At 54.6% G+C, this 23,486-nt stretch carries 18 protein-coding genes; 14 read left to right on the top strand and 4 right to left on the bottom strand.

The window, feature by feature from the left end; genetic code table 11:
• Positions 1 to 168 precede the first annotated feature (168 nt).
• From ACW9KT_RS05025 to ACW9KT_RS05010, 4 genes are all read left to right on the top strand, one after another.
• Positions 169 to 564: a hypothetical protein gene (locus ACW9KT_RS05025; protein WP_457078269.1), complete on the top strand. Its 396-nt coding sequence runs from the start codon at positions 169 to 171 to the stop codon at positions 562 to 564.
• Between the two features lie 199 nt (positions 565 to 763).
• A complete protein-coding gene (locus ACW9KT_RS05020) occupies positions 764 to 1,996 on the top strand; it encodes an isocitrate dehydrogenase (NADP(+)) (protein WP_457078268.1) in 1,233 nt (410 codons plus the stop codon).
• Positions 1,997 to 2,333: 337 nt separating this feature from the next.
• Complete coding sequence (locus ACW9KT_RS05015) at positions 2,334 to 2,693, top strand: hypothetical protein (protein ID WP_457078267.1); 360 nt, start codon at positions 2,334 to 2,336, stop codon at positions 2,691 to 2,693.
• A gap of 200 nt (positions 2,694 to 2,893) precedes the next feature.
• Entirely contained in the window at positions 2,894 to 4,312 is a 1,419-nt protein-coding gene (locus ACW9KT_RS05010; RefSeq protein WP_457078266.1) for an APC family permease, read from the top strand.
• A gap of 18 nt (positions 4,313 to 4,330) precedes the next feature.
• Here the strand turns inward: ACW9KT_RS05010 and ACW9KT_RS05005 are convergent, their stop codons facing one another.
• Entirely contained in the window at positions 4,331 to 5,665 is a 1,335-nt protein-coding gene (locus ACW9KT_RS05005) for an NAD(P)/FAD-dependent oxidoreductase (RefSeq protein WP_457078265.1), read from the bottom strand.
• A gap of 382 nt (positions 5,666 to 6,047) precedes the next feature.
• Here ACW9KT_RS05005 and ACW9KT_RS05000 point away from each other — a divergent pair, with 382 nt between their 5' ends.
• The 3 genes from ACW9KT_RS05000 to ACW9KT_RS04990 all read left to right on the top strand — a co-directional run bounded on the left by ACW9KT_RS05000 (position 6,048) and on the right by ACW9KT_RS04990 (position 9,777).
• Positions 6,048 to 8,204, top strand: a complete 2,157-nt coding sequence (locus ACW9KT_RS05000) for an FUSC family membrane protein (RefSeq protein ID WP_457078264.1) — start codon at positions 6,048 to 6,050, stop codon at positions 8,202 to 8,204.
• Between the two features lie 153 nt (positions 8,205 to 8,357).
• Positions 8,358 to 8,849 (top strand): MaoC family dehydratase, encoded by a 492-nt coding sequence (locus ACW9KT_RS04995; RefSeq protein WP_457078263.1) that lies wholly within the window; start codon positions 8,358 to 8,360, stop codon positions 8,847 to 8,849.
• Between the two features lie 115 nt (positions 8,850 to 8,964).
• Positions 8,965 to 9,777, top strand: a complete 813-nt coding sequence (locus ACW9KT_RS04990) for a TolB family protein (RefSeq protein ID WP_457078262.1) — start codon at positions 8,965 to 8,967, stop codon at positions 9,775 to 9,777.
• A gap of 69 nt (positions 9,778 to 9,846) precedes the next feature.
• Here the strand turns inward: ACW9KT_RS04990 and ACW9KT_RS04985 are convergent, their stop codons facing one another.
• Positions 9,847 to 11,199, bottom strand: coding sequence for a sensor histidine kinase (locus tag ACW9KT_RS04985; protein ID WP_457078261.1), 1,353 nt, complete (start codon positions 11,197 to 11,199; stop codon positions 9,847 to 9,849).
• Positions 11,189 to 12,568: a sigma-54-dependent transcriptional regulator gene (locus tag ACW9KT_RS04980; protein WP_457078260.1), complete on the bottom strand. Its 1,380-nt coding sequence runs from the start codon at positions 12,566 to 12,568 to the stop codon at positions 11,189 to 11,191. Before ACW9KT_RS04980 ends, ACW9KT_RS04985 begins: the two co-directional genes overlap by 11 nt.
• Positions 12,569 to 12,878: 310 nt before the next feature.
• On the opposite strand from ACW9KT_RS04980, the gene ACW9KT_RS04975 reads away from it, so the two are divergent.
• The 7 genes from ACW9KT_RS04975 (at position 12,879) to ACW9KT_RS04945 (ending at position 21,299) form a co-directional block, all read left to right on the top strand.
• Positions 12,879 to 14,138, top strand: coding sequence for an efflux RND transporter periplasmic adaptor subunit (locus tag ACW9KT_RS04975; RefSeq protein ID WP_457078259.1), 1,260 nt, complete (start codon positions 12,879 to 12,881; stop codon positions 14,136 to 14,138).
• A 276-nt stretch (positions 14,139 to 14,414) separates the two neighbouring features.
• Positions 14,415 to 15,104, top strand: coding sequence for an ABC transporter ATP-binding protein (locus ACW9KT_RS04970; RefSeq protein WP_457078258.1), 690 nt, complete (start codon positions 14,415 to 14,417; stop codon positions 15,102 to 15,104).
• Between the two features lie 85 nt (positions 15,105 to 15,189).
• Complete coding sequence (locus ACW9KT_RS04965; RefSeq protein WP_457078257.1) at positions 15,190 to 17,622, top strand: ABC transporter permease; 2,433 nt, start codon at positions 15,190 to 15,192, stop codon at positions 17,620 to 17,622.
• Positions 17,623 to 17,871: 249 nt separating this feature from the next.
• Positions 17,872 to 18,315 (top strand): hypothetical protein, encoded by a 444-nt coding sequence (locus ACW9KT_RS04960; RefSeq protein WP_457078256.1) that lies wholly within the window; start codon positions 17,872 to 17,874, stop codon positions 18,313 to 18,315.
• Positions 18,316 to 18,489: 174 nt separating this feature from the next.
• Positions 18,490 to 18,897 carry an EVE domain-containing protein gene (locus ACW9KT_RS04955; protein WP_457078255.1) on the top strand — a complete coding sequence of 136 codons (408 nt, stop codon included), beginning with the start codon at positions 18,490 to 18,492 and terminating at the stop codon, positions 18,895 to 18,897.
• A gap of 216 nt (positions 18,898 to 19,113) precedes the next feature.
• Positions 19,114 to 20,652, top strand: coding sequence for a hypothetical protein (locus ACW9KT_RS04950; RefSeq protein WP_457078254.1), 1,539 nt, complete (start codon positions 19,114 to 19,116; stop codon positions 20,650 to 20,652).
• 68 nt (positions 20,653 to 20,720) lie between these two features.
• A complete protein-coding gene (locus ACW9KT_RS04945) occupies positions 20,721 to 21,299 on the top strand; it encodes a DUF4252 domain-containing protein (RefSeq protein ID WP_457078253.1) in 579 nt (192 codons plus the stop codon).
• Between the two features lie 533 nt (positions 21,300 to 21,832).
• Here ACW9KT_RS04945 and ACW9KT_RS04940 read toward each other — a convergent pair.
• Positions 21,833 to 23,320: an OmpA family protein gene (locus tag ACW9KT_RS04940; protein ID WP_457078252.1), complete on the bottom strand. Its 1,488-nt coding sequence runs from the start codon at positions 23,318 to 23,320 to the stop codon at positions 21,833 to 21,835.
• Positions 23,321 to 23,486 lie beyond the last annotated feature (166 nt).

Raw genomic sequence — 23,486 nt, 5'->3', positions numbered from 1 at the left:
ATTTGCCCCCAGGGGCAGTGGAGAAGAAAAGTAAAGGTACAGCGCTTGGCACTGACAAGTTCTACGTGTTATGCCTTACGTAAACGGATTACGTTTAACCTTTACTTATTAAATGTAAACGGGAAGTCCTTAATTTACCATTCCTCAGCAACCCTAACCTTGTACGCCATGCGCCTTTTCACTTTGCTTTGCTGTCTGAGCGTGTTGCTGTTGGCCGTAACCTGTAAAACCGATTTGCGTGAGTCGCCCCAGCTACGCTACTTGGAAGGCACCTGGCTGCACGCCCACGAGGAAGACCAGGATGATATTGAAGTGTATCGGCCCAATACGTATTCTTTTGGCCCTTCGCGCGGGCGCACCGGCTTTACCTTCGAGCACAACGGTCTGTTTACGCAATACGATATTGCCCCCACCGACGGCCTAGAAGATCGAAAAGGCCAGTGGAAGGCCGAAAGCGAAACCGTACTGCGTATCACCCTCGACGAGACAGACGAGCCACCTTACAAGCTCGAAATAGTGTCGCTGAACAAAGACATGCTGAAAGTTCGTCGTTTGCCACAGTAGCTTTAGCCGCTAAAGGTTAACAACGCTGCTACGCCTGATTCTTAGGCGCTAACGCTCTTTTGGACAGTAATTAGCGCTTGCTCCCGACAGAATTGTGCGCAACTCAAACCCACGCACGCTAGTCAACAATAGCTAAAACCCGTATCATTGGACCACGCAAGTGGCGAAATACAACAGCAACCACATACCCCTAGCACAAATGACAAAAATCAAGGTAGCGAATCCCGTCGTGGAGCTCGATGGCGACGAAATGACGCGCATCATCTGGAAGTTTATCAAAGACAAACTAATTCTGCCGTACCTGGAATTAGATATTAAGTACTACGATTTAGGGATTGAGTACCGCGACGAAACCGGCGACCAGGTAACTATCGATGCCGCTAATGCCATCAAGCAATACGGCGTAGGTATCAAGTGCGCCACCATCACACCCGACGAGGAGCGGGTGAAGGAGTTCAACTTGCAGCAGATGTGGAAGTCGCCCAACGGCACCATCCGCAACATCCTGGACGGCACCGTTTTCCGCGAGCCTATCGTGATGAGCAATGTGCCCCGCCTCGTGCCCAACTGGACTGCGCCTATTTGCATCGGCCGCCACGCCTTCGGCGACCAGTACCGGGCTACCGATTTTGTGACCAAGGGCAAGGGCAAGCTTACCATCACCTTCACGCCTGAAGACGGCGGCGAAACACAATCGTTTGAAGTGTATAACTTCAAAAGCGACGGCGTAGCGCTGGCCATGTACAATACCGACGAATCTATCCGTGGATTCGCTCACGCTTGTTTTAACCAGGCGTTGATGAAAGGCTGGCCACTTTACCTCTCCACCAAAAATACCATCCTGAAAAAATACGATGGCCGCTTTAAGGACATCTTCCAGGAGATATATGAGCAGGACTACACTGCCAAATTCCAGGAGGCAGGCATTACCTACGAGCATCGCCTGATCGATGACATGGTGGCTTCGGCGCTGAAGTGGAACGGCAACTTTGTGTGGGCATGCAAAAATTACGATGGTGACGTACAGAGCGACACGGTAGCACAGGGCTTCGGCTCGCTGGGCCTAATGACCTCTACGCTGGTAACGCCCGACGGCAAAACCATGGAGGCCGAGGCAGCCCACGGCACTGTAACTCGCCACTACCGCGATCATCAGAAAGGCAAGCCAACGTCTACGAACCCTATCGCCTCTATTTTCGCCTGGACTCGTGGCTTGGAATTCCGCGGTATCCTCGACGGCAACCAAGAGCTGATCGACTTCTGCAAAGCGCTGGAAACCGTCTGCATCGAAACAGTAGAAAGCGGCAAGATGACTAAAGACTTAGCCGTTTGTATTCATGGCAACAAAGTAGAGCACGGCCGCGACTACCTCTACACCGAGGAATTCCTGGAAGCGCTAGACACGAACCTGAAAGCTAAACTAAGCTTGTAAGCTTTACGCTAATCAGTTATGAAAGCCCGCTCGGTTAGCCGAGTGGGCTTTTTTGTTGGCCTTCCTACTCAAATTTCTCAACCGAGCCGAGGAGCATAAGCTGGCCGGCCGACACGATAAAGGAGAAGAAAGATTTGCCCCCCAGCCATTTAAATATCATTGAATGAGCATTGTTAGCGGCGTTGCTGAAAATAGCCAAGGCAAAGTTGGGGCGGCGAAAAGGAGAAGTATATTAGTGTAGAAAGCCAGTGGGCTGTGCACATTGAGCACAAGCTTGTTGGCCTTTGCTATTCGTTATCTGCCTCTCCCCTCCTCTCCACCATTTGCACTTTCACTCATGAAGCGACTTCTGCTCCTCGTTTTGGTGTTTTTGGCTGCTTTTGTATCCATGGCCCAGGCTCAAGCACGATCGGCTGCTCCGGCCACGGTGAAGCGGACGGAAGAATACTGTCAGCTGCGGGCCATGCCCAAGCTTAATGGGCGCTACGTGGTTTCCATCGATTATGGGCAGCAACGCAAGCTGGTTTCACGCAACATATTCCGCGACGCCACGGGCCAGGCAGTTGAGTTCAACTCTGTGATTGACGCGCTGAACTGGCTTAATGAGCAAGGCTGGGAGTTTGTCAACGCCTACGTGCTGGTTGAGGACAACGAGAGCGTGTCGTACTACATCATGCGCCGCCGCCTTGCTGGATAACGCAGTCGTCGGGCCGAGCCCGCTACTGCTTTGGGGGGCAAAACAGAGCACATTGCAACAGTAAGCAGCTATAAGCAGTCCGTTGATTCCTTGCATAACTTACTATTTGAGCTGCTCAGAAATGCGGGCTTTGCTAGCCGGAAGTTGCAGCTAAGTGTTGAGCCTGCTGCCCGTCTCGCGGGAGTGCTTATCTTAAGCACATGAAGAACCCAGCTAGGCCCACGGCCACCCCTCCAGTGACCTTGGTCCGCGCAGTGGGACTATTTACGGGCACTTTTCTAGTTGCCGGCGTTGTGATTGGCTCCGGTGTATTCAAGAAGATTGTGCCCTTGGCTCAGTCGGGCTTGAGCGAAACGTGGATTCTAGCTGCGTGGGTGGTGGCCGGCCTTATTACTATGTGCGGGGCCCTGAATCTGGCTGGTTTGGCCTCGCTCACGGAAGAATCGGGGGGAGTGTATGAATATTTGCGCCTCTCGTTCGGCAATTTCGCCTCCTTCCTATTTGGGTGGACCGACTTCACCATCATCGGTACGGCTTCCGTTGCCGCCCTTTCCTTCATTTTTGCCCAAACGATTAACACGCTAGTACCGCTGCCCAACCCGCTGCAGGCCCTGGCGCACGTGTCAATCGGCTCGCTTATTTATCCCTTTGCCGATTCAGGTATCAAAATCCTGGCTATCGGCACCATTGCCACGCTTACCTGGGTAAACTACCGCGGAGTAGTCACCAGCGGCTACCTGAGCAATGTATTTACGGTAGCCAAAATCTTGGGTATTCTGCTGCTGATTGTGCTAGGCCTGTTTTTAACTGCCCCTGATCAGCCGCTGGTTGTCCAGCCTAGTTCGGGTGCCACTATATCCTCAACCACCCCGTTTGTAAATGCTTTTTTTGCTGCTCTGCTCAGCGTTTTTTGGGCCTACGATGGCTGGCTCGACCTCTCATTTGTGACGGGCGAAGTAAAAAACCCGGCGCGCAATGTGCCCTTGGCCATTCTGTTTGGGGTGTCTATTGCTATGGGATTGTATGTGCTCGTGAATTATGCCTACCTGCAAGTGCTGCCCCTGTCCGCGCTGGCAGCGGTGAGCCCAAATGCAATTGGGGCCGCCGTGGTGGCCGAAACTCTACTAGGAAAGCTGGGCGAAACGGGCGTATTGGTGTTGATCATGGTGAGCGTGTTTGGGTCGTTGAATACGGTGCTGCTTTCCCACAGCCGCATTTATTTCCGCATGGCCCAAGAGCGTTTTTTCTTTCGCCAAGCTGGGGTGGTGCACCCGCGCTACCGCACGCCCCACTGCGCACTACTGTATACCTTTACCTGGAGCTGCCTGCTGGTCATATCGGGCACTTTTGAGCGGCTGACCGATATGGTCATTTTCGCCAACTTTCTCTTCTATGGCCTAATGGCCGCCGCGGTGCTGAAAATGAAATACCAAGGCCGCATCACTATCCCAGTCACGGGCTACCCGATCATTCAACTTATCATCCTGATTTTTGCCTTGTCCCTAGTAGTCAATACCATCGTTATGCAGCCCCAGCAGTCACTGACGGGGCTGGGCCTGATGCTGACCGGGCTGCCTTTTTACTTTTATTTTAAAGACAAACGGCAGCCGTCTTCTTAGCCCCAGGCGAGCAGTCGGCTACATAGTGGTGGCTTTTTCCTGGGGCTCTTGCTCCAGCAACGGCGCCTTTCTGGGGCCGATAATGTAGCGCAGGCCTTTGTCGTAGCTGAAATAGCTGTAACTCCAGTTCAGTAGCACAATCAGACGGTTGCGGAAGCTCACAAGCGAGATAACGTGCACGAAGCTCCAAGCCAACCAAGCCAAAAAGCCCCCCAGACGCAGATTGCGGCCAAAAAAGTTAATATCGGCCACGGCATGGTTGCGGCCGATAGTGGCCATGCTGCCTTTGTCGTCGTAGTGAAAGGGCTGCAGGGCTTGGCCCGCGAGCAAGCGCTGCAGATTTTGCCCCAGGAGGCGGCCTTGCTGCAGAGCCGGCTGAGCCACCATCGGATGCCCCTGAGGGTACTCTTCGCTGCGCATGGCGGCAATATCGCCCAGGGCAAAGATGTTGTCGTAGCCACTTATCTGGTTGTAGGCGTTGACGTCGTAGCGGTTGCCGGACAAGAGGCACTCGGGGCGTAAGCCGCGGATGGGGCAGCCCGTAACTCCCGCTGCCCAAATCAGGGTGCGGGTAATGAGCTGCTCGCCGGTGTTGAGCGTAACGGTGTAGCCGTCGTAAGATTTCACGCGCCGGTCAAGCCACACTTGTACCCCGAAGCTTTTTAGATACTCCAACGACTTTTGGGACGCTTCTTCCGACATGCCTTTGAGCAGGGCAGGTCCGCTTTGAATTAGGTGAATATCCATCTCCTTGAAGTCTAACTCCTTATAATCGCCTGGAAAGACATGGGCGCGCAGCTCGCTCAGGGCGCCGGCAATCTCCACCCCAGTAGGACCGCCGCCAACAATGACGAAGTCCAGCAGGCTATTTACTTGCTCCATGTCGCCAAGCTGGAGGGCCTGCTCGAAGTTGGAAAGCACCGTATTGCGCAGCTCAATGGCATCGGTTACGCTCTTGAGCGTGATGGCGTGCTTCTGCATCTGCTCATCACCGAAGAAGTTGGAAGTAGCGCCGGTAGCCAGCACCAGATAATCGTAGCGCAGCAAGCCAATGGTCGTTTCGAGCAGCTGCTTCTCGGTATTCACGGCCTGCACCTCGGCCATCCGGAAGTAAAAGTTTTCCTGCCCCTCCAGAATTTTTCGAAAAGGCGAGATAATAGAATCGGCTGCCAGACCCGACGTAGCTACCTGATAGAGCAGAGGTTGAAAGGCGTGGTAGTTTTGCTTGTCGATCAGCACGACCTGCACCGGGGCATCGCGCAGGGCGCGGGCTAACTCCAAGCCCGCAAAACCGCCCCCCACAATCACGACGCGCGGGTGTTCTAAGTCTTCGATCTTGGCTAGGGTATCCATAAATAAGAAGGGCAGCAGAAAGGAAAATATAAGCTAAGCGCAACGGCCGGGGCAAGCAGCCGACAAACGGACGGGCTGAACTTTGTTTTTGCCCCCCAGCGATTTACGCGGCTTCATTTACGCAACCAGGTCTTAAATCAACAGTTAGCGCGGAGCTTTTACGCCACCATTTGCAGGAAAGATGAGCAGATGCCGAAGTTAGAGCAAGCAGTGAGATTGACGAAGCGGTTTTCCTGTTCAGCAACGGCCTACCGAAGCCCACCCCGAGCCTGAGCTGCGTAATTTATTCCCCGTCTCCTGCGTACAAGCGCTCGACTAGCTAAATAGCCCGTTATTCGACTTGCAATCGTTCTAAAATGCCCCCCGGCCGCGCCCTAGCCCGATGAATAACGCGACTCGCCAAGTTCAGTACTTCTTTTTCAGTCAGGATTTCTCCGACGGGCTGCGCATCACCCTAGCGGCTCTGGCGCCGGCCTTGCTCTTTGGACAGTTTGGCCTCCTCGAAACGGGTATTTCGCTCTCCATTGGCGCTTTGTGTATTAGCATCATCGATTCGCCGGGGCCGGTGACGCACAAGCGCAATGGCATGCTGTATGGCACCCTGGCTATTTTTTTGGTGTCGCTGCTCACCGGCTTTGCCCGGCTCAATGACTGGACTCTGGGGCTGGAAGTGCTGGTGCTCAGCTTTGGCTTCACCATGCTCAACGTGTACGGCAACCGGGCCGCGTCGCTGGGTTCGGCCGCGCTGCTGATTATGATTCTGAGCATGGACCGGCCGCTTACTCCCCCGCAGGTGCTCACGCACAGCTTCCTGACGCTGCTGGGGGGCATATGGTATATGGCGCTAGCCCTATTAGTTTCTCGGGTATGGCCCTACCGACCGGCTCAGCAGGCTATTGGCGAATGCATGCACGCCATTGCCGAATTTCTAAAGATTAAAGCCAGCTTCTACCACGCCCACACCGACCTTACCAAAAGTTACCGCCAGCTAGTAGCTCAACAGGTGGTAGTAAGCGAAAAGCAGGAAGCCGTGCGGGAGCTACTGTTCAAAACCCGGCAAATCGTACGCGAATCTACCCCAGACAGCCGCCGACTGTTGCTCACCTTCGTGGATGTGGTGGATTTGTACGAGCACATTACTACCACGTACTACAACTATGAGGCGCTGCGGGCGCAGTTTGGCAACACGGGCGTACTGGAAGAGGTAGGTCAAATGATTGAGCAATTGGCCGATGAGCTTGACGCTATCAGTCTGGCGATGCAGGCCAACCGCGCTTTCCACGCCCACACCAACTACAGTCAGCAGCTCGAGCGGTTGCAGGCCCGCATTGAGGCCGTAGGGGAGCAGAACCCGGAAGTGCGCACGCTCGTGCTCAAAAAGCTCCTGATCAATCTGCGCAACCTGTCCCAGCGGCTCGAAGATATAATCGGGTATTTCGATACCAAAGCACCAGTGCTGCCCCGTCGCTCAACCGAAGCAGAGTATGGTCGGTTCGTTTCTCATCAGGACTTCAGCCTGAGCGTTTTGCGCAATAATCTGACGTTCAGTTCCGCCATTTTTCGGCACTCCGTGCGTATGCTGTTGGCCAGCGGCGTGGCCTTTGTGGTTGCGAAGCTGGTCTTTGCCGGCAGCCACAGCTATTGGATTGTCATGACGACGGTCTACATGCTCAAGCCCGCGTTCAGCCTTACTAAGCAGCGCAATTATGAGCGCATTATCGGCACGCTGCTGGGGGGCATTTTGGGCGTACTTCTACTGATCAGTGTCACCAACCAGCCGCTTCGCTTCGTTTTTCTGCTGGCGTTCATGATCCTGGCCTTTAGTTTTCAGCGCCGCCATTACCTGAGCTACGTCATTTTCATGACGCCCTTTGTGGTCATCATGCTGAGCTTTTTGGGGGGCAGTTACTTGGCTGTAGCCAAAGAGCGTGTTCTGGACACTATTATTGGTTGCGTAATTGCCGTTTCGGCGGGCTATCTGCTTTTTCCCCGCTGGGAATCCGAGCAGCTCCGCGACTTTATGAGTCAGGTGCTGAAAGCCAACCGAAGCTATCTGCAACAACTAGCGGAAAGCCTGGCCGGCCGGCCCCTCGACTTCATTCTCTACCGCGTTGCCCGAAAGGACGTGTACGTTAGCTCCGCTAACCTGGCAGCGGCTTTCCAGCGCATGCTCTCGGAGCCGAAAAGCAAACAGCAGCACAGCGAAGACGTGCATCAGTTTGTGGTTCTCAATCATATTTTGTCTTCCAACATCGCCACCCTCAGCGCCACCCTGCAAGCCCAAACCCGGCCCTCACCTTCTCCCGATGGGCTACGGGCCGTAAAACGCGCGCTTTCGGCCCTTTCAACTAGCCTGAAAAAGCTCAATCCGGCTGCGGAGTCCGCTAACCCTTTGCCCACGCTCCCACCTGCGCCGGAGCCCAATCTTGCCAAAAAGCCCCCCATGACCGACGACGACCGTCAGCTGCTCGAGCAGCTGGAATTTATTCAAAAAGTGAGCGGAGATATCAGCCGGGTTACCGATGCGGTGTTGGCTTAGGTGAAGCGAAGTACAAGTTGTACTGCTTAAAATGTCCCCAGCAAGTGCGTTAGTCAACGGCCTGGGCCCTGGATGGGGTTTTGCCAGCCTCCGCAGCTAAAAGTAAACTGCGGTGTATGTTTGCGCCTCCTCTCACCGCCCCTTTCTAAACCCATGATACCTACTATTCGAACAATTAGCAGCCTAGCTGAGCTGGAAAGCCTTGTGGGCCAAGAAATGGGCGTTTCGGCCTACCACACCGTCACTCAGGAGCAAATCAATCAATTTGCCGCCGCCACCCTCGACCACCAGTGGATTCATGTGGATGCCGAGCGGGCCCAGGCGGAGTCGCCGTTTAAAGCTACCATTGCCCACGGCTACCTCACCGTGTCCCTACTGCCGTATCTCTGGCAGCAGATTGCCGCCATCGAGAACCTGAAAATGCAGGTCAACTATGAGATTGAGCAGTTGCGCTTCAACCAAGCCGTGACAGTAAATAGCCGGGTGCGGCTGCGCGCTAATCTGCTTTCTGTGGCCAATCTGCGCGGCATTGCTAAGGCTCGCCTGCAAGTAACCTTGGAAATCGAAGACGTGAAAAAGCCGGCTTACACGGGCATCATTACGTTTTTGTATCACTTTCAGGAGCCCAGCAAAGCTTCCGAATAGATCTGGAGGCCATTATTCTGCCCCACCATCCCTCTTACCTAGCCTAATGAATATCGTGATAAAGCGAATAGCGATTCTCTTGTGCTGTCTTTTTCCTGGTCTTACTTGGGCGCAGGTGGATACAGATATCATGCTCCTAGATATGGTAGTGAAGAAGAACACCGTCGTGCTTAGCAAGCCGCGCAACATTACGCCGCACCGAGGCTATGATAATCAGCCCTATTTTCACCCAAGCCAGCCCCTGCTCTACTTCGCCTCGGCCGCGGACAGTGGCCGCACCGACCTGAAGTCTTATAACTACCAAACCGCCCAAACCCAGCAGCTTACCACTACGCCCGAGCGGGAATACTCGCCGACCCTCACCGTGGATCAGCAGTTTCTTTCCTGCATTATTCAGCGGGCCAACGGGCAGCAGGACTTAGGCAAATACCCACTGGCTGGCGGCCCGCCCACCATCCTGCTCGACACACTCAAAGTAGGCTACCACGCCTGGATTGACCGCACGCGCTTACTGGTGTACGTGCTGGCCACGCCCGCCAACGAGCTGCACTACCACAACTTGGCCACGCACCGCGACACCATCATTGCCCGCAATATCGGCCGCTCCCTCAAGCAAATACCCAAGCAGGCAGCCCTCAGTTTTATGGAAAAAACGCCGCAGGGCACCTGGCTGATTAAGCGCTTCGATACGCGCACTATGGCTATTACCACCATAGCGCCGGCGCTGGAAAACTCCGAAGACGTAGCCTGGACCAGCAACGGGCTGATGCTGATGAGCAACGGAAACCAAATTTATGCCTGCCGGCCCGGCAGTGGGCAAGGCTGGCAGCCTGTACAAATGGCGGACGTAGCGCCCACACTCAAAAAAGCTAGTCGCCTAGCAGTCAATCCGGCCAATAATAAACTGGCAGTAGTGGTTAGTGAATAGCCTCTTATGGGGGGCATTTTTCGAGAGCACAAGTATCCAATCAAGCCAACAGCAGCAGGACTCTAGAAACTAAATCTCCAAGCGAAAAACAGTACCCTGCCCCGGCACGGACTGCACTTTGATGCTGCCGTGATGCAGGTGCATAATCTGCTTGGCTAGGCTCAGCCCGATGCCGGTGCCGTTTTTCCGGGTTGTGAAGAAGGGAATGAAGATGTTATCGAGCACTTCGGCTGGTATGCCCCGGCCATTGTCGATTACTTCAATTAGTACGCGGCCCGAGTCAGCCTGGGAGGCACGCAACTGAATGCGCGGCTGCGCCGCTTCGCGCACGGCATAGGCGGCATTGAGTACAAGGTTGATCAGCACTTGCTCCATGAGCTGGCTGTCGGCTTGCATGCGTAAGTCGGGGGGCTCCACGGCCGTCAGCAACTCTATTCCTTCCTCTTTCAGCTGCGGGTTCATCAGTCCTTGAATGCTACCAAAAAGCTCCCGCAAGTACACCGTGGCCAGTACTGGCGTGCTGATGTTGCTTAAGTCGCGGTACACTTGGGCAAAGCGGAGCAGGCCTTCGCTACGGTGCTGAATAATACCTATGCCCTCTACAACATCGTCGAGCAGCGCCCGTTCCGAAGCAGATTCTACCGTTACCTGCTCCAGAGCTCGACGCAGGGGGCGACGCAACGAATCGGCCAGCGACGCAATTGGCGCCACCGAGTTCATGATTTCGTGGGTCATTACACGCAGCAGCTTTTGCCAGGCCGCCGTTTCGGACTCGTCGAGGGCGTGGCTGATATTTTTGAACGCCACTAGGGTAAACTGCCGATCCTGCAACTTGAATGTGGTGGCCGACAGCAGTAGCTGCATAGTCTTTTGGCCCACCGTAAGCTTTACCACCGTGGGCGTACCAGGCTGCAGCTGATTTATTGCCTCGTGAAGCACCGGCAGGCGCTTCTGCAAAGCTTGAATGCTCTTCAAATACGGCAGCTCCAGCGTCTCCTTGAAGGCCTCATTCACCCATTCCACCTGGCCCGTTGAGTCGTAGGAAATAATGCCGGTCTCGATGAGGTGAAGTACAGTTTGCAGGTAGGTAAATTGGGCTTGGCGCTCGGCGCTGAGCTGCCGGAACGTGGTATTGATTTGATTGAAAGCCGCGTACAACGGCCGCAGCGAGCCGTCGGAGTGCGCTTCGTTGTAATGTTGGGTAAAGTCACGGTATTTCACAGCCAGCAGAAAATCGGCGAGTGCCCGATTGTTGCGCGTCACGTACCGGGCCAGCTCCCACACCCCGAATAGTAGGAACACGCCAGCCCCGAGCACCAGCGCGTAGCGCCGATGTTGCTGGGCATACAAGCCGGCGCCTAGCAAGCCAAGCAGCCCCAGCAGCCGCAACCCAATACCCAGTTCCAGCCGCTTAGAGGTCATGTTTTTCGAGGCGGCGGTAGAGGGCGGTACGGGTCAGGCCCAGTTCTTTGGCCGCTTTGGTGATGTTGCCGTTGTGGCGCTCAATCACGCGTAGGATGGTGGTCTTTTCAATCTCATTGAGCTGCAAAGGGCCGTCGGGTAGTGAGAGCTGTGCGGCTTTGGGGGGCATTTCCATAGCAGAAAACCGGAAATCCTGGGGGCGGAGCTCATCGCCTTCGGCCAGAATAATGGCTCGCTCCACGGCGTGCTGCAGCTCGCGCACGTTGCCGGGCCAGCTGTGCTGCTTGAGTTTTTGCAAGGTGGCCGCTTCGAAGGTGGGCGTGGGCTTACGGTTGCGGGTAGCGTACAAGCCCGCGAAGTGGCGGGCCAGCAGCAGCACATCATCGCCGCGCTCCCGCAGTGGGGGCAGCGTTATCTCTACAGTATTGAGTCGGTATATTAGGTCCTTGCGAAACTCATTGCGAGTGGCCAGCTCGTAGAGGGGGGCGTTGGTAGCCGAAATGAGTCGAATATCAACGGGGATTGGCACATTGCTGCCCAGGGGAATCACCTGGCGGTTTTGCAGAGCGGTGAGCAGCTTGGCCTGCTGGGGCAGCGAGATGTTACCGATTTCATCCAAAAACAATGTGCCACCCGCCGCTGCCTCAAACCGTCCCATTCGATCCTCGCGGGCATCGGTGAAGGAGCCTTTCTTGTGGCCAAACAATTCGCTTTCAAAAATGCCCTCACTCATGGCCGCCAGATCGGCCGTGATAAATGGCTTGGCCACCCGAAATGACCGTTGGTGCAAGGCTTTGGCGACCAGCTCTTTGCCCGTCCCGTTCTCCCCGAGCAGCAGAATATTAGCCTCCGTCGGCGCTACCTTCTCAATGCGGTGAAACACCTCCTGCATAGCCTCTGACTGGCCCAGCAAATCGAACTCGGCGAAGGAAGCGGCGCGGCGCGGCGCGGCACTGGCTGGAGAGCTTTTTTCGGGGTTGGCGCGATGTTGTAGCGCCGCTTCCAGGGTTTCCAGTAGCTGGTCGTTGCGCCAGGGCTTCACCAGAAAATCAGTAGCGCCCGCTTTCAAAGAGCGCACGGCCGTGCTGATTTCCCCGTGAGCCGTAATCATAATTACGGTGGCCGTGGGGTCTTTTTCCCGGATGCGCCCTAGCCAGAACAGGCCTTCGTTGCCGCTGCCCAGGGTGCTTTTGTAGTTCATGTCCAGGAAAATAACGTCGAAGCGCTGCCGGCTAAGCAGGGACAGTAGCAGCTCTGGATTTTTCTCCGTTACTACTTCCTGGACCTCCGTTTTGAGCAGCATGCGCATGGCGAACAACACGTCCGTGTCATCGTCAACCACCAAAACGCGCGCTTTTTTCAGAATCATGATCTAAGGGAAGTAATCAAGGAGGAGCGGGCTTTGCACCCGGAGGCAAAGCACCGAATTACCCACCATAAATTATACTAATTTCTCAAAAGCCGCTTCGGGCCGGTAAAAAGCAGCTTTTGCCGGTGCTTCAACGCAGTAGTGTATCACAAGCGGACGCTGAAGTGTATCAAAATCGAACAGTTTGACGGCTTTGTAGCATACTTTGGTTTCTAAATAATTGACAATAAGCGTTTTATAAAAGTGGCATCTTTCTTCCTATGCTTTTATCGACCGTCTTTCTAAACGTAGTAGAAGCGGTAACAAAACCATGGACGTACCTATTCAAAAGAAGACCTGGACCCGCGCCCGCTTACTACTCCTCGGTATTGCGGTGCTAGTGATAGGTTGGGTGGTGGCCAGCCTAATGTCGACGGCGGGGCCAGCCAAGCTGAACGTAGACCCAGAGCGCCTCACCATCAGCCAGGTGACTCGGGGGGCTTTTCAGGAATTTGTACCAGTGGATGGGGCCGTGATGCCCGTCAAAACCATCTACCTCGACGCCCCAGAAGGAGGCAGCGTGCAGCGCATTCTGGTAGAAGATGGCGCCACGCTCACGCCTGGTCAACCTATTATTCAGCTGGCCAACACCGATTTACAGCTGGAAATGGTGAACCGCGAAACGGCCGTGTTCGATCTGATGAACAACCTGCAAAACACGCGCAACCTGCTTCAGCAAAACCGGATTCAGCAGCTCAATCAGCTGGCCGACATCGAGTTTCAGCTGCGGGAAGCCAAGCGCCTCTACGAGTTGAACCGCTCGCTTTACGAGCAGAAAGTAATTGCCCAGCAGGAGTTTATTCAAAGCCAGAACAACTACCGCTACCAGCAGCGGCGGCAGCAGCTCACGCGCCAGTCGTTGCGCCAAGATTCGCTGACGATGGGCCAGCAGATCGGCCAGATGCAGCAATCGGTGAATCGGATGCAAAGCAACCTGGCCCTGATGCGCCACAAGCTGGATGATCTGACCATTAAGGCCCCAGCCGCTGGTCGTCTGACTTCTCTGAATGCCGAAATCGGTGAGCTAAAAACCCGCGGGCAGCGCATCGGGCAGCTCGATATGCTCACGGGCTTGAAAGTGCGCGCTACCCTGGATCAGTACTATATCTCGCGGATTTTTCCTGGTCAGAAGGCCGAAGTAACGCTGAACGACAAGCGCTACGAGCTGAAAGTAACCAAAATCTTCCCCCAAGTAACCAGCGGCCTGCAAGTAGACTTAGAGTTCACCGGCGCCACCCCGCCCGATATTCGGCGCGGCCAAACCCTACCTGTACGCCTGGCGCTGAGCGACCAAACCGAGGCCGTGCGCGTGCCCCGGGGTGGCTTCAACCAGAAAACCGGCGGCAACTGGATTTTTAAAGTGAACGAAAGCGGCACTAAAGCCTACCGCACCGATATCCGCCTGGGCCGCCAGAACCCGGAGTATTTCGAAGTGCTGGAAGGCCTCAAGCCCGGCGATAAAGTGGTGACTTCCAGCTACGAGGGCTACGACACCATGGGCGAGCTGCTGCTCCAGGACAAGCAAGAATAACTTCTCTCCACGGCCAGTCACGAGTTAGATAATCCGAAAAAGCCGTCACGCGGGGCTTCCAAGCTGGGGCAATGGGCGAGCTGCCTGGCGGCTGGCACGTCTGAAGCAACAAGAGATGAGGAGGCATTCAGCGAGGCAATAGAGCTGCAACTCCACTGCCTCGGGCCTTCAGCTTCGCTCCGTGTGACGGTCTTTTTCTTAAGCCAACTATTTGCCCCCCAGCGCCTACCACGTTTCCCCAACTTATTCTCAACCCGCAAAACAACCCCTACTACGATGCTTAAGATCGAACACCTCGACAAGATTTACCGCACCGAAGAAGTGCAAACCAAGGCGCTCAATGATGTGTCGCTGGCGGTCAACGAAGGCGAGTTTGTGGCCATCATGGGCCCGTCGGGGTGTGGCAAGTCCACGCTGCTCAACATCATCGGCCTGCTTGATGAGCCCGACGGCGGCAGCTTCCAGTTTGCGGGCACTGAAGCCAGCAACATCAGCGAGCGGCAGCGCGCCGCCCTGCGCAAGAAGCACATCGGGTTCGTGTTTCAGAGCTTTAACCTGATTGATGAGCTGACCGTGGCCGAAAACGTGGAGCTGCCGCTGATTTATCTGGGAGTGAGTGCGGCGGAGCGTAAGGAAAAAGTGGATCGGGTGCTGGAGAAAATGCAGATCATGCACCGCCGCAACCATTTTCCCCAGCAGCTCTCTGGGGGCCAGCAGCAGCGCGTAGCCGTGGCCCGTGCCGTCGTAAATGCCCCCCGCCTGATCCTGGCCGATGAACCTACTGGTAATCTCGATTCCAGCAACGGCAACGAGGTAATGGAGCTGCTCACGGACCTCAACGAGGCCGGCACTACCATCGTGATGGTGACTCACTCCGAGCACGATGCCCGCTACGCCCACCGCGTCATTCGCTTGCTCGATGGGCAGGTGGTGCTGGAGAATGTGCAGCAGCAGTTCACGCGTTAGCCCTTGCTAGCACAGCATTTAGCCAGCAAAATAGCCCCCCACGTTTTCAGTCACGCATTTCTGCACTCTCAAATTGCCCCCCTGTATGTTTACCAATTACTTGAAAGTTGCCTACCGCAACCTCATCCGGCACAAGGGCTTTTCGTTTCTCAATATTGCTGGCCTGGCCTTGGGCATCACAGCTTGCCTGCTAATCAGCCTCTTCGTGTACGATGAACTGCAATTCGACAAGTTCGTGCCCGACGGCAACCGGATTTACCGCGTCTACACCCAGCAAACGGGAAGCAACGCGCCCGATAGGCATAGCTCTGTGTCACCCATGTTTGCTACTACCCTAAAGCAGGAGTTTCCTGAGGTAGAGCAAAGTATGCGCATACTGATGACTGGTACTAGCCTCAGCTTGCTAGAAGTTGGAGAGAAGAAAATTTACGTAGAAAACGGGCTCGTAGCAGACTCTACCTTCTTTGGAGTTTTCCAATTGCCCTTCAAATACGGCTCGGCGGCGGGCGCGCTAGACAAGCCTCAATCGGTGATATTAGCCGAGGACGTGGCCAGAAGGTTTTTTGGCAATGCCAACCCGGTCGGCAAAGAGCTGAAGATTAGCAAATCGACCTTTATGGTAACGGGCGTGCTGCAAAACAACCTATCCAAGTTTCACTTAAAAGTGAATTACATCATCCCGCTGGCCGCGTATCAGCTGCCCAAGCAGCGCATGGAAAAATGGGGCTGGCAGCAGTTTTATACCTACGTGAAGCTGCGGCCCGGTGCTGATGCCAACCAAACGCAAGCTAAGCTTCAGGACTACCTCGTGCAGAAGGTGCAGCCCACGCTCAGCGAAAATGACAAGCTTACGTTCGTGCCATTTTTGCAGCCTTTATTCGAGACTCACTTATATTCTTCCAGCTTTAAGTACGACCCGGGGGTGAAAGGCAATATCACCTACGTAAAGGCCTTGGGCTTCATCGCTGCGTTCATTCTCCTGATTGCCGGTTTCAACTTTGTAAACCTGGCCACGGCCAAGTCTATGCAACGAGCCAAGGAAGTGGGCATCCGCAAAACAATTGGTGCCAGTCAGCAGCAGCTAATGCTGCAGTTTCTGAGCGAAACGGTGCTTCTCACGCTGGTGAGCGTGGTGCTGGCTACCATAATCACGGCGTTATTACTGCCTTCACTGAATGCTTTTACAGATAAAAGCATGACGTTTGACTTGCTCCGCAACCCCGCCCTGCTGGGCCTGCTGGCGTTACTGACCGTGGTGATAGGCCTCGTGGCAGGTTTCTATCCGGCGCTGGTGTTGTCCAGCTTTCAGCCGGTGAAGGTGCTGAAAAGCACGGTGGTCACTGAGGGCATCTTTGGCCGGGTGCAGTGGCTGCGTCACGGGCTGATTGTGATACAGTTTGCCTTGTCGGTATTCCTGATTGTCTGCGCCTTTGTGGTATTCAAGCAGGTGTCGTACCTGCACAACAAGGACTTGGGCTTCAACCGCGACCAAATCATGTTCTTTCCCATGCGCGGCGAAAACATGACCAAGCAGTACGAAACCTTCAAAAACGAATTGCAGCAAGTGCCCGGCGTGGTGTCGACTAGCATCGGCTACGGCTTCCCCGGCGACCAAGTGGCCGGTGATGGCCTTATTGTGCCCAAGAACGGCGAAATGAAAGAGCATTCGGCCACGCAGCTAATGGTAGACTATGATTACATTAAAACCTTGGGGCTGCAACTGGTTGCGGGGCGCGACTTTTCGAAAGAGCTAGGCACTGATAAGGACCAGGCCTTCATCATCAACGAAACGGCTGTGAAGGACTTCGGCTTTGGCACGCCTCAGCAGGCCCTTGGACAAACCGTGAAATGGCCCATATGGAATGACAGCAACCCTGACTCGTTGAAAGTGGGCAAAATTATCGGCGTGGTAAAAGACTTTCACTTTAAGAGCTTGTATGACCAGCTGGAGCCCGCTGTGCTGCAAATCTTCCCCAGTGCTTACTGGAAGGTAGCCGTGAAGATGAAGGGAGAGAGCATCGGCAGCTCGGTGGATGGAGTGAAACAGGTATGGTCCAAGTTCAGCCCTGACAGCCCCATTGAGTACCGCTTCCTGGACGAAAACTTCGACCAGATGTACAAGTCCGAAGACAAACTTCAGACGCTGCTGTGGGCATTTACCGGCGTGGCCATTTTTGTGGCCTGCTTAGGGCTGTACGGGCTAGCTGCCTACGCTGCCGAGCGCCGCAAAAAGGAAATTGGTATTCGGAAGGTGCTAGGAGCCGATGTATCGACTATCGTGGGCTTGCTTTCGAAAGAGTTTATGCTGCTGGTAGTAGTGGCGGCTGTTATTGCTTTTCCGGCCGCTTGGCTGGCAATGAACCGCTGGCTGCAGGACTTCGCTTACCGCATTGATATTCCACTGTGGGCCTTTTTAGCTGCCGGCCTGCTCGCCGCCACCGTTGCTTTTCTTACCGTAAGCTATCAAGCCGTAAAAGCCGCCACCGCTAACCCCATCAAAAATTTACGGACTGAGTAATTAGCTTCCGCCAAAGGCAACAACAAATTGTTGCTATACAAGCATATCCATATTGGCAAAACACGCTTTCTAAGGGCATTTAAGCTTTTAGAAAGCGTGTTTTGGCTTAATGAAACCGTAGATATTCATTGCTCTATATTATTTTTATTAAACAATAAATAATAGGACAAAATCTTCGCATACCTTAGCAGTCGTGCAACCTTTGGGTGACCCACGGGCTCATGCTATTAAAATTACTTTGCTATAAATATGCGCATTGCTACCCTTATGCTCGTGGTCATAGTCGTGACGGCGTTGCTTGGTGCTTGTACCGAAAATGTGGGTGACTTATTTACGCTACAGCCTCTGGGGCCAGCCGGTCCGCTTTACGGGCGGTCTTGGTATAACTCCCAAGAGTCACACTCCGGCGACACGGTCATTTTTCGTCCCCAGGGATACTTGGTACCGCCATCTACGCCCCGTTATGGCCCTATATTTCTGGACGGATTTCGCTTCGATGAGGATGGGCAGTTTATGCTCTACACCTTCGGACCAGCCGATGCGCCCGAAACCTTCCTCGGACATTGGCAAGCCGTGACGAATGATAAAAACACGCTGTTGATTACGCTCGATAACACCGAGCGTCAGCCGCCCTTTCGTCTGCGCGTGCTAAGCGTCGAGAACGATAAGCTGCTGGTGGTGCGCCTGCCTTAACTTCCTTATTATAGGATGTGCAAACCCATATTGTGGCCGTGGAAGCGTACGTGTTGGTAGCGCACAGAGGGAAGCGGTAGGGGAAGCGAGAAAAAGTGTAGAAGTTTGAGGCTTCGCAGCGATAACATTCGCAGCCGCTTTTGCTTTTACCTTTTCACTTTTACGCTTCTCTACTTGAAATATTGGCTCGTCAAATCCGAACCTGCGGCTTATTCCTGGACTGATTTTGTGCGCGACGGCAGCACAGCCTGGACGGGTGTCCGCAACTTTCAGGCGCGCAACTATTTGCAGCAAATGCAGCCCGGCGACTTGGTGCTTTTCTACCACAGCGTAACCGACAAAACCGTAGTGGGCATAGCCGAAGTAGCTGCCCACGCGGCTCCCGATACTACCGCCCCACCCGATAGCGGCTGGGTAGCCGTGGCTTTACGACCTCAGCAGCCCTTGCCCCAGCCCGTTTCCCTGTCTCAAATCAAGCAGGATGTGCGCCTGAGCCAGATAGGCCTGCTACGCCAGTCGCGCTTGTCGGTGATGCCGCTGCGCAGCGAAGAGTTCGACGCCGTGCTGGAGCTCGGCAGTTGAGTATTCGCGCGCAGCCAGGTTTTGCAAGGCCTGCTGGCTACGGCTTAGCGGGCCTTCTCTGTTTTTGGCAATCTGGGGGGCTTTTTGGGGGGCTATAAGTACATTCGTAAGCAGAATCTTTACAAAATGCCCCCCAGGGCTAGCTCAACGCGTGACTTTACGCGGGCTTCGCCGTATCTTACTAAAGGCCACTACACACGGTGGCTGCATTGAGCTATGAAACAAGCTTTATTCGGATGGTTGGGTCTGGTGCTGCTGCTACTGGCAGGCCATACAACACATGCCCAGGCGCCCGAACCAACGCCTATCGTGCCGGCCCAGCCTTACCGCCTGGAGTTCCCTTTTTCGCAGTACAACAGCGACGTGCATCTACTGGCTATTCCCGAAGACAGCAGTGTAGTGATGCTGGTGGAAGAAGACAACTTTGGCTCGTCGCGCACCAGCTATAAGTTTCAGAAACTTGACCACCGGCTACAATCGCTCGGTTCGCGCAAGCTGGATATACCAATTGAGTATGAGTTTGAGCGAATGAGCGCGGAGGCGACGGCTGTTTATGCGCTTTTCCAGTCGCGCTACGCGCCCGAACGCCTGATGGTAGCAGCCCTAGATGGCCGCTCCGGCGATATCCGCCTCGTTAAGTTTGACACCCGGGTTACCCGCGATGTGCTGGACCTGAAAGCCCTGGCCGGCAATCTGTTCGTGACGGTGCTCGTCCAGCAGCACATGACCGTGGTACTGCTGGACCTGGCTACAGGCAAACATCAGATTCTGCCCTCGGTGTACGAGCCACTTACCACGGAGCTCACTTTCCTTACCGACTCGGCCACCAAGCGAGCAGAGGTAATTATGCGCCAGTCGAACGGATTTAAATCGCGCTTGCAGCTTAAGCAGCTCTCGGCGGAAGGCACATTGCTAAACTCTGAGTTTGTTCAAACAGAAAGCGCCCGCAGTCTTATTACGGCCCAAGTCAGTCTGGGCGACAGCGCCGACCGTATGCTGGCAGGCACCTACACGCTGCGCGATACGCGCTACTCGCAGGGCATTTTTTCTGCTGACCTTACAGCCGGCACCACCCCTACTGGCGTGCGACAGTCGCTGCGATTCTACGATTTCACGCGGCTTAAGCACTTTTTCGATTACCTGAAGCCCGCCAGGGCCGCCCGCATTCGTCAGCGCAGCGAGCTGCGCCGCGCCTCCAACCGGGAGCTACCCTTGCGCTACCGCCTACTGGTACACGACCTTGTACCTTTTCAGGGGGGCTATGTGTTAGTAGCAGAAATCTACTACCCTCGCTACCGCAACGATAGCTATGGTTTTGCCTGGATAGGCAGCCAGTACCGCCGCCAGTTTGATGGCTACCATTCCACGCACGCCATCGTGTGCGGCTTCGACCGGCGGGGAAACTTGCTCTGGGATAACACCTTTGTGCTGAAAAATGTGGAGTCGTATGAGCTAGCAGAAACAGTGCGGCTCCGTCCCCTCCCTGACGGGCAGCGCCTCGTAATGACTTATCTGAACGAAGAAACTATTCGCTATAAAATTATTGATCGGGCGGTAGCCTCCCCCAACGATTTAGAGGTTCCGCTGCAGCCTGCTCGTGCTGATGCGAAGGAAAAACTGAGCAGCACGGATCAGAGCGGCTTGCTTGCTTGGTATGGAAGCCGCTTTTTGGCTTATGGCTATCAGCACGTGCGCAGCCAACACGGCCCTGACCGCGACGTCTTTTTTATCAACGTTGTTTCTTTTGACCAATAACCTAGCACCCCCACCCGAACGGGCCAACGCTTAGCTACGTATGCGGAGCCAACTTACTGCTCTTCCCTATGCCTATTAAGCTCCGTTTGCTCTCCCTGCTGGCCGTGCTAGCCCTCACCTTTACCGTCAGCTGCCGTACCAGTGGCCCCGAAAGCCCAGCGCGCACTGTTGCGGAGTTTTTTCGCAAATACGAGAACCGCTCTGGTTTCAAGGCCACCACATTATCGGCGGGCTTCACTACCCGCTTGCTACTGGCGCGCTTGGGCAAGATGGGCGGCAACAATGACTTGGCGCAGGCGCTTACTTCAGTGCGGGAGATTCGTATGCTCACCTTCACGCCTACCACCGACCGTGCTCAGCGCCTCGTGGCGGCGGGCCTCAACCGTGAAGTCGATGGGCTGCTGGCCAGTGAGCGGTACACGCCTTTGCCCGTATCCACCGATTCGGCTAGCACTACTATTAACCGCTACGCTGTCCGCCAGCAAGGCGACAAGGTGCAGGAGTTGGTAGCTACTGGCAATGTAGAGGCCGTTCCCGAGTCCTTTGCCTTGGTAGCTATCTCTGGCAATTTTACCCATGCTCAGGTCGATCAACTTGTTAAGTTTTTACCTGGCGCAATTGGCGAGTTGTCGCAATTATCGCAATAAGACTTCCATCAAACGTTTAAAGAAAAGGCCTCTCAGCAGTTGAGAGGCCTTTTCTTTGTTTGCGCAATAAGATACTACCGAACCCACTAGCTACTGCTCTGCTACCTCTATATCGGCTTAACCCTTACTTGGTTATCTGACACAGGTTTGCAAATCCACTTGGCTTGCTAGGCTTTGCTAACAAGCGCCATCATGCTTAGTCAATAGTAGCAAGGATTGCGGTATCGCCCGTTTTCGTTTCTTAATGCCGGTCGGCTAGGTTATTACCAGTTCTGATACTTCTCGTTCAGTGTGCTATTTGCCACTTACTGTATATAATCAGTAGTGGCATTGCGGCTAGCATATCAGTCACCTTGGCTATCAGTAGATTTCTTACCTATAGAGAAAAGCCCCTCAGAACAGACTTGCTTGTTCTGGGGGGCTTTTTGGATTTGACTTTAAACCCAACTTAGAATTAACTGTAAAACCCAGCTACAAAAAAAGCGGCGGACCGGGTAGGTCCGCCGCTTTTTGGGGCTAAAGCCAATCAGCAATTAAGGCTGAGGCTGGCTTGGGATGTAGAACTCGAAGGTGAATTCTACGCGGCGGTTCTTAGCCATACCAGCAGCCGAAGTGTTCGGAGCAGCAGGCTGATCTTCGCCGAAGCCTACCGTAGTTACACGGTTTGGATCAACTTTCTTGCCGGTGAAGTAACGCTTGGCAGAAGCCGCACGACGCTCCGACAGAGCTTGGTTGTACTCGTTGGTACCACGGCTATCAGCGTGACCAGCGATGCGCAAGCTGTACTCAGGATACTGATCAAGGATTTTGATCATGTTGTCGAGCGTACCATACGATTGACGACGGATAACCGTGCTGTTAGTTTCGAACTGTACAGGACGAACTTTGTCCATCAAGGCAGGGTCAATCACGCGGCAACCGTTAGCGTCAACAGTGGCGCCAGCTGGAGTGCCGGGGCACTTGTCTACGTCGTCATTTACACCGTCACCGTCGGCATCGAGAACTACAGGGCAGCCCGTAGCATCAACTTGAGTACCAGCAGGAGTATCTGGGCAAGTATCGTTCTTGTCAGCTACACCGTCGCCGTCAGCATCTGGGCAGCCACGCAGGGCAGCAGTACCAGCTTGGTCTGGGCACTCATCTTCTGAGTCACGTACACCATCACCGTCACGGTCGGGGCAGCCTTCTAAGTTAGCCAAGCCTTTCTCGGTGGGGCACTTATCTTGGTAATCCGGAACACCGTCACCGTCACCGTCGAGTGGGCAACCAGCTTCATCTACGGCTACACCAGCCGGGGTGCCAGGGCACTTGTCTTTGCGGTCAGGCACACCGTCCATGTCCTCATCCTTGGGCTTGCCAAAGTTGTAGGTGATACCGGCCGAGTGCTGCAAGTAGCGGTCATTCAGATCGCCAGCGTCGACGTTGTCAATCGTGTTAGTCAGGGCATAGATCTGGCCTGTCTGCACGAAGATGCCGAAAGAGGGCGAAAAGTTCAGGGCAATACCGGCCGCGCCTTGCAGGTAAGCGGCGTAGTGGTCTTTGTTGCCCAGAAACTGCTCACCTGCGCCTACGTTGCTGAACTTGTCAGAAGAAGCAATCATCAAACCTGGCGTCAGGCTCAAGTAAGGAGCAAACACGGCGTCCTCTTTCAGGGCCCAGCCGTTGTTGAGCTTGAACTTGACCGGCACCCCGATCGTGGTCACGTTCGCGTCGAAGCGGCGGATAGCGGCGGGCAGGTTATCAATGGCTTTGAGCGTCTTGGTCGAGAACTTCATGTCCCCGTAGTTGGCCGACAAGCCGATGTCGATGCCCGGCGTCAGGTAGCGAGCCAGGGTGATGCCCCCGCCGTACTCGATCTTGTTGGACTTGAACCACTCCGAGCCTAAGTCGCCGTGGTATTGCAGGGTGCTGCCGTAAAGGCTAATGCCGGTCTTGCGGTCCGCGCTCTGCGCGTGCCCCTCGGGAGCCGCTGCTAGTAGCGCTAGGCCTAAGACCGCAGATTTTGCTAGAAGGTGTCTCATAGCATACAGGTTTGGTGAAAACATTTTCTTTGGTTTTAGCGGCTTAATCTGGATTGAATAAGAGCCATAACTGACTGCCTATACTTTCCATTACGAATAAGGTTGTTGCCTAAGGTTCAATTAGACCGCATTTTCCTGAACTTTTTTCTCCCGAAACAGCGTTTGC

It is taken from the genome of Hymenobacter sp. HD11105, assembly GCF_054051685.1.
The sequence above is the reverse complement of the archived record's forward strand: the minus strand, read 5'-3'. Positions and strand labels throughout refer to the sequence as shown.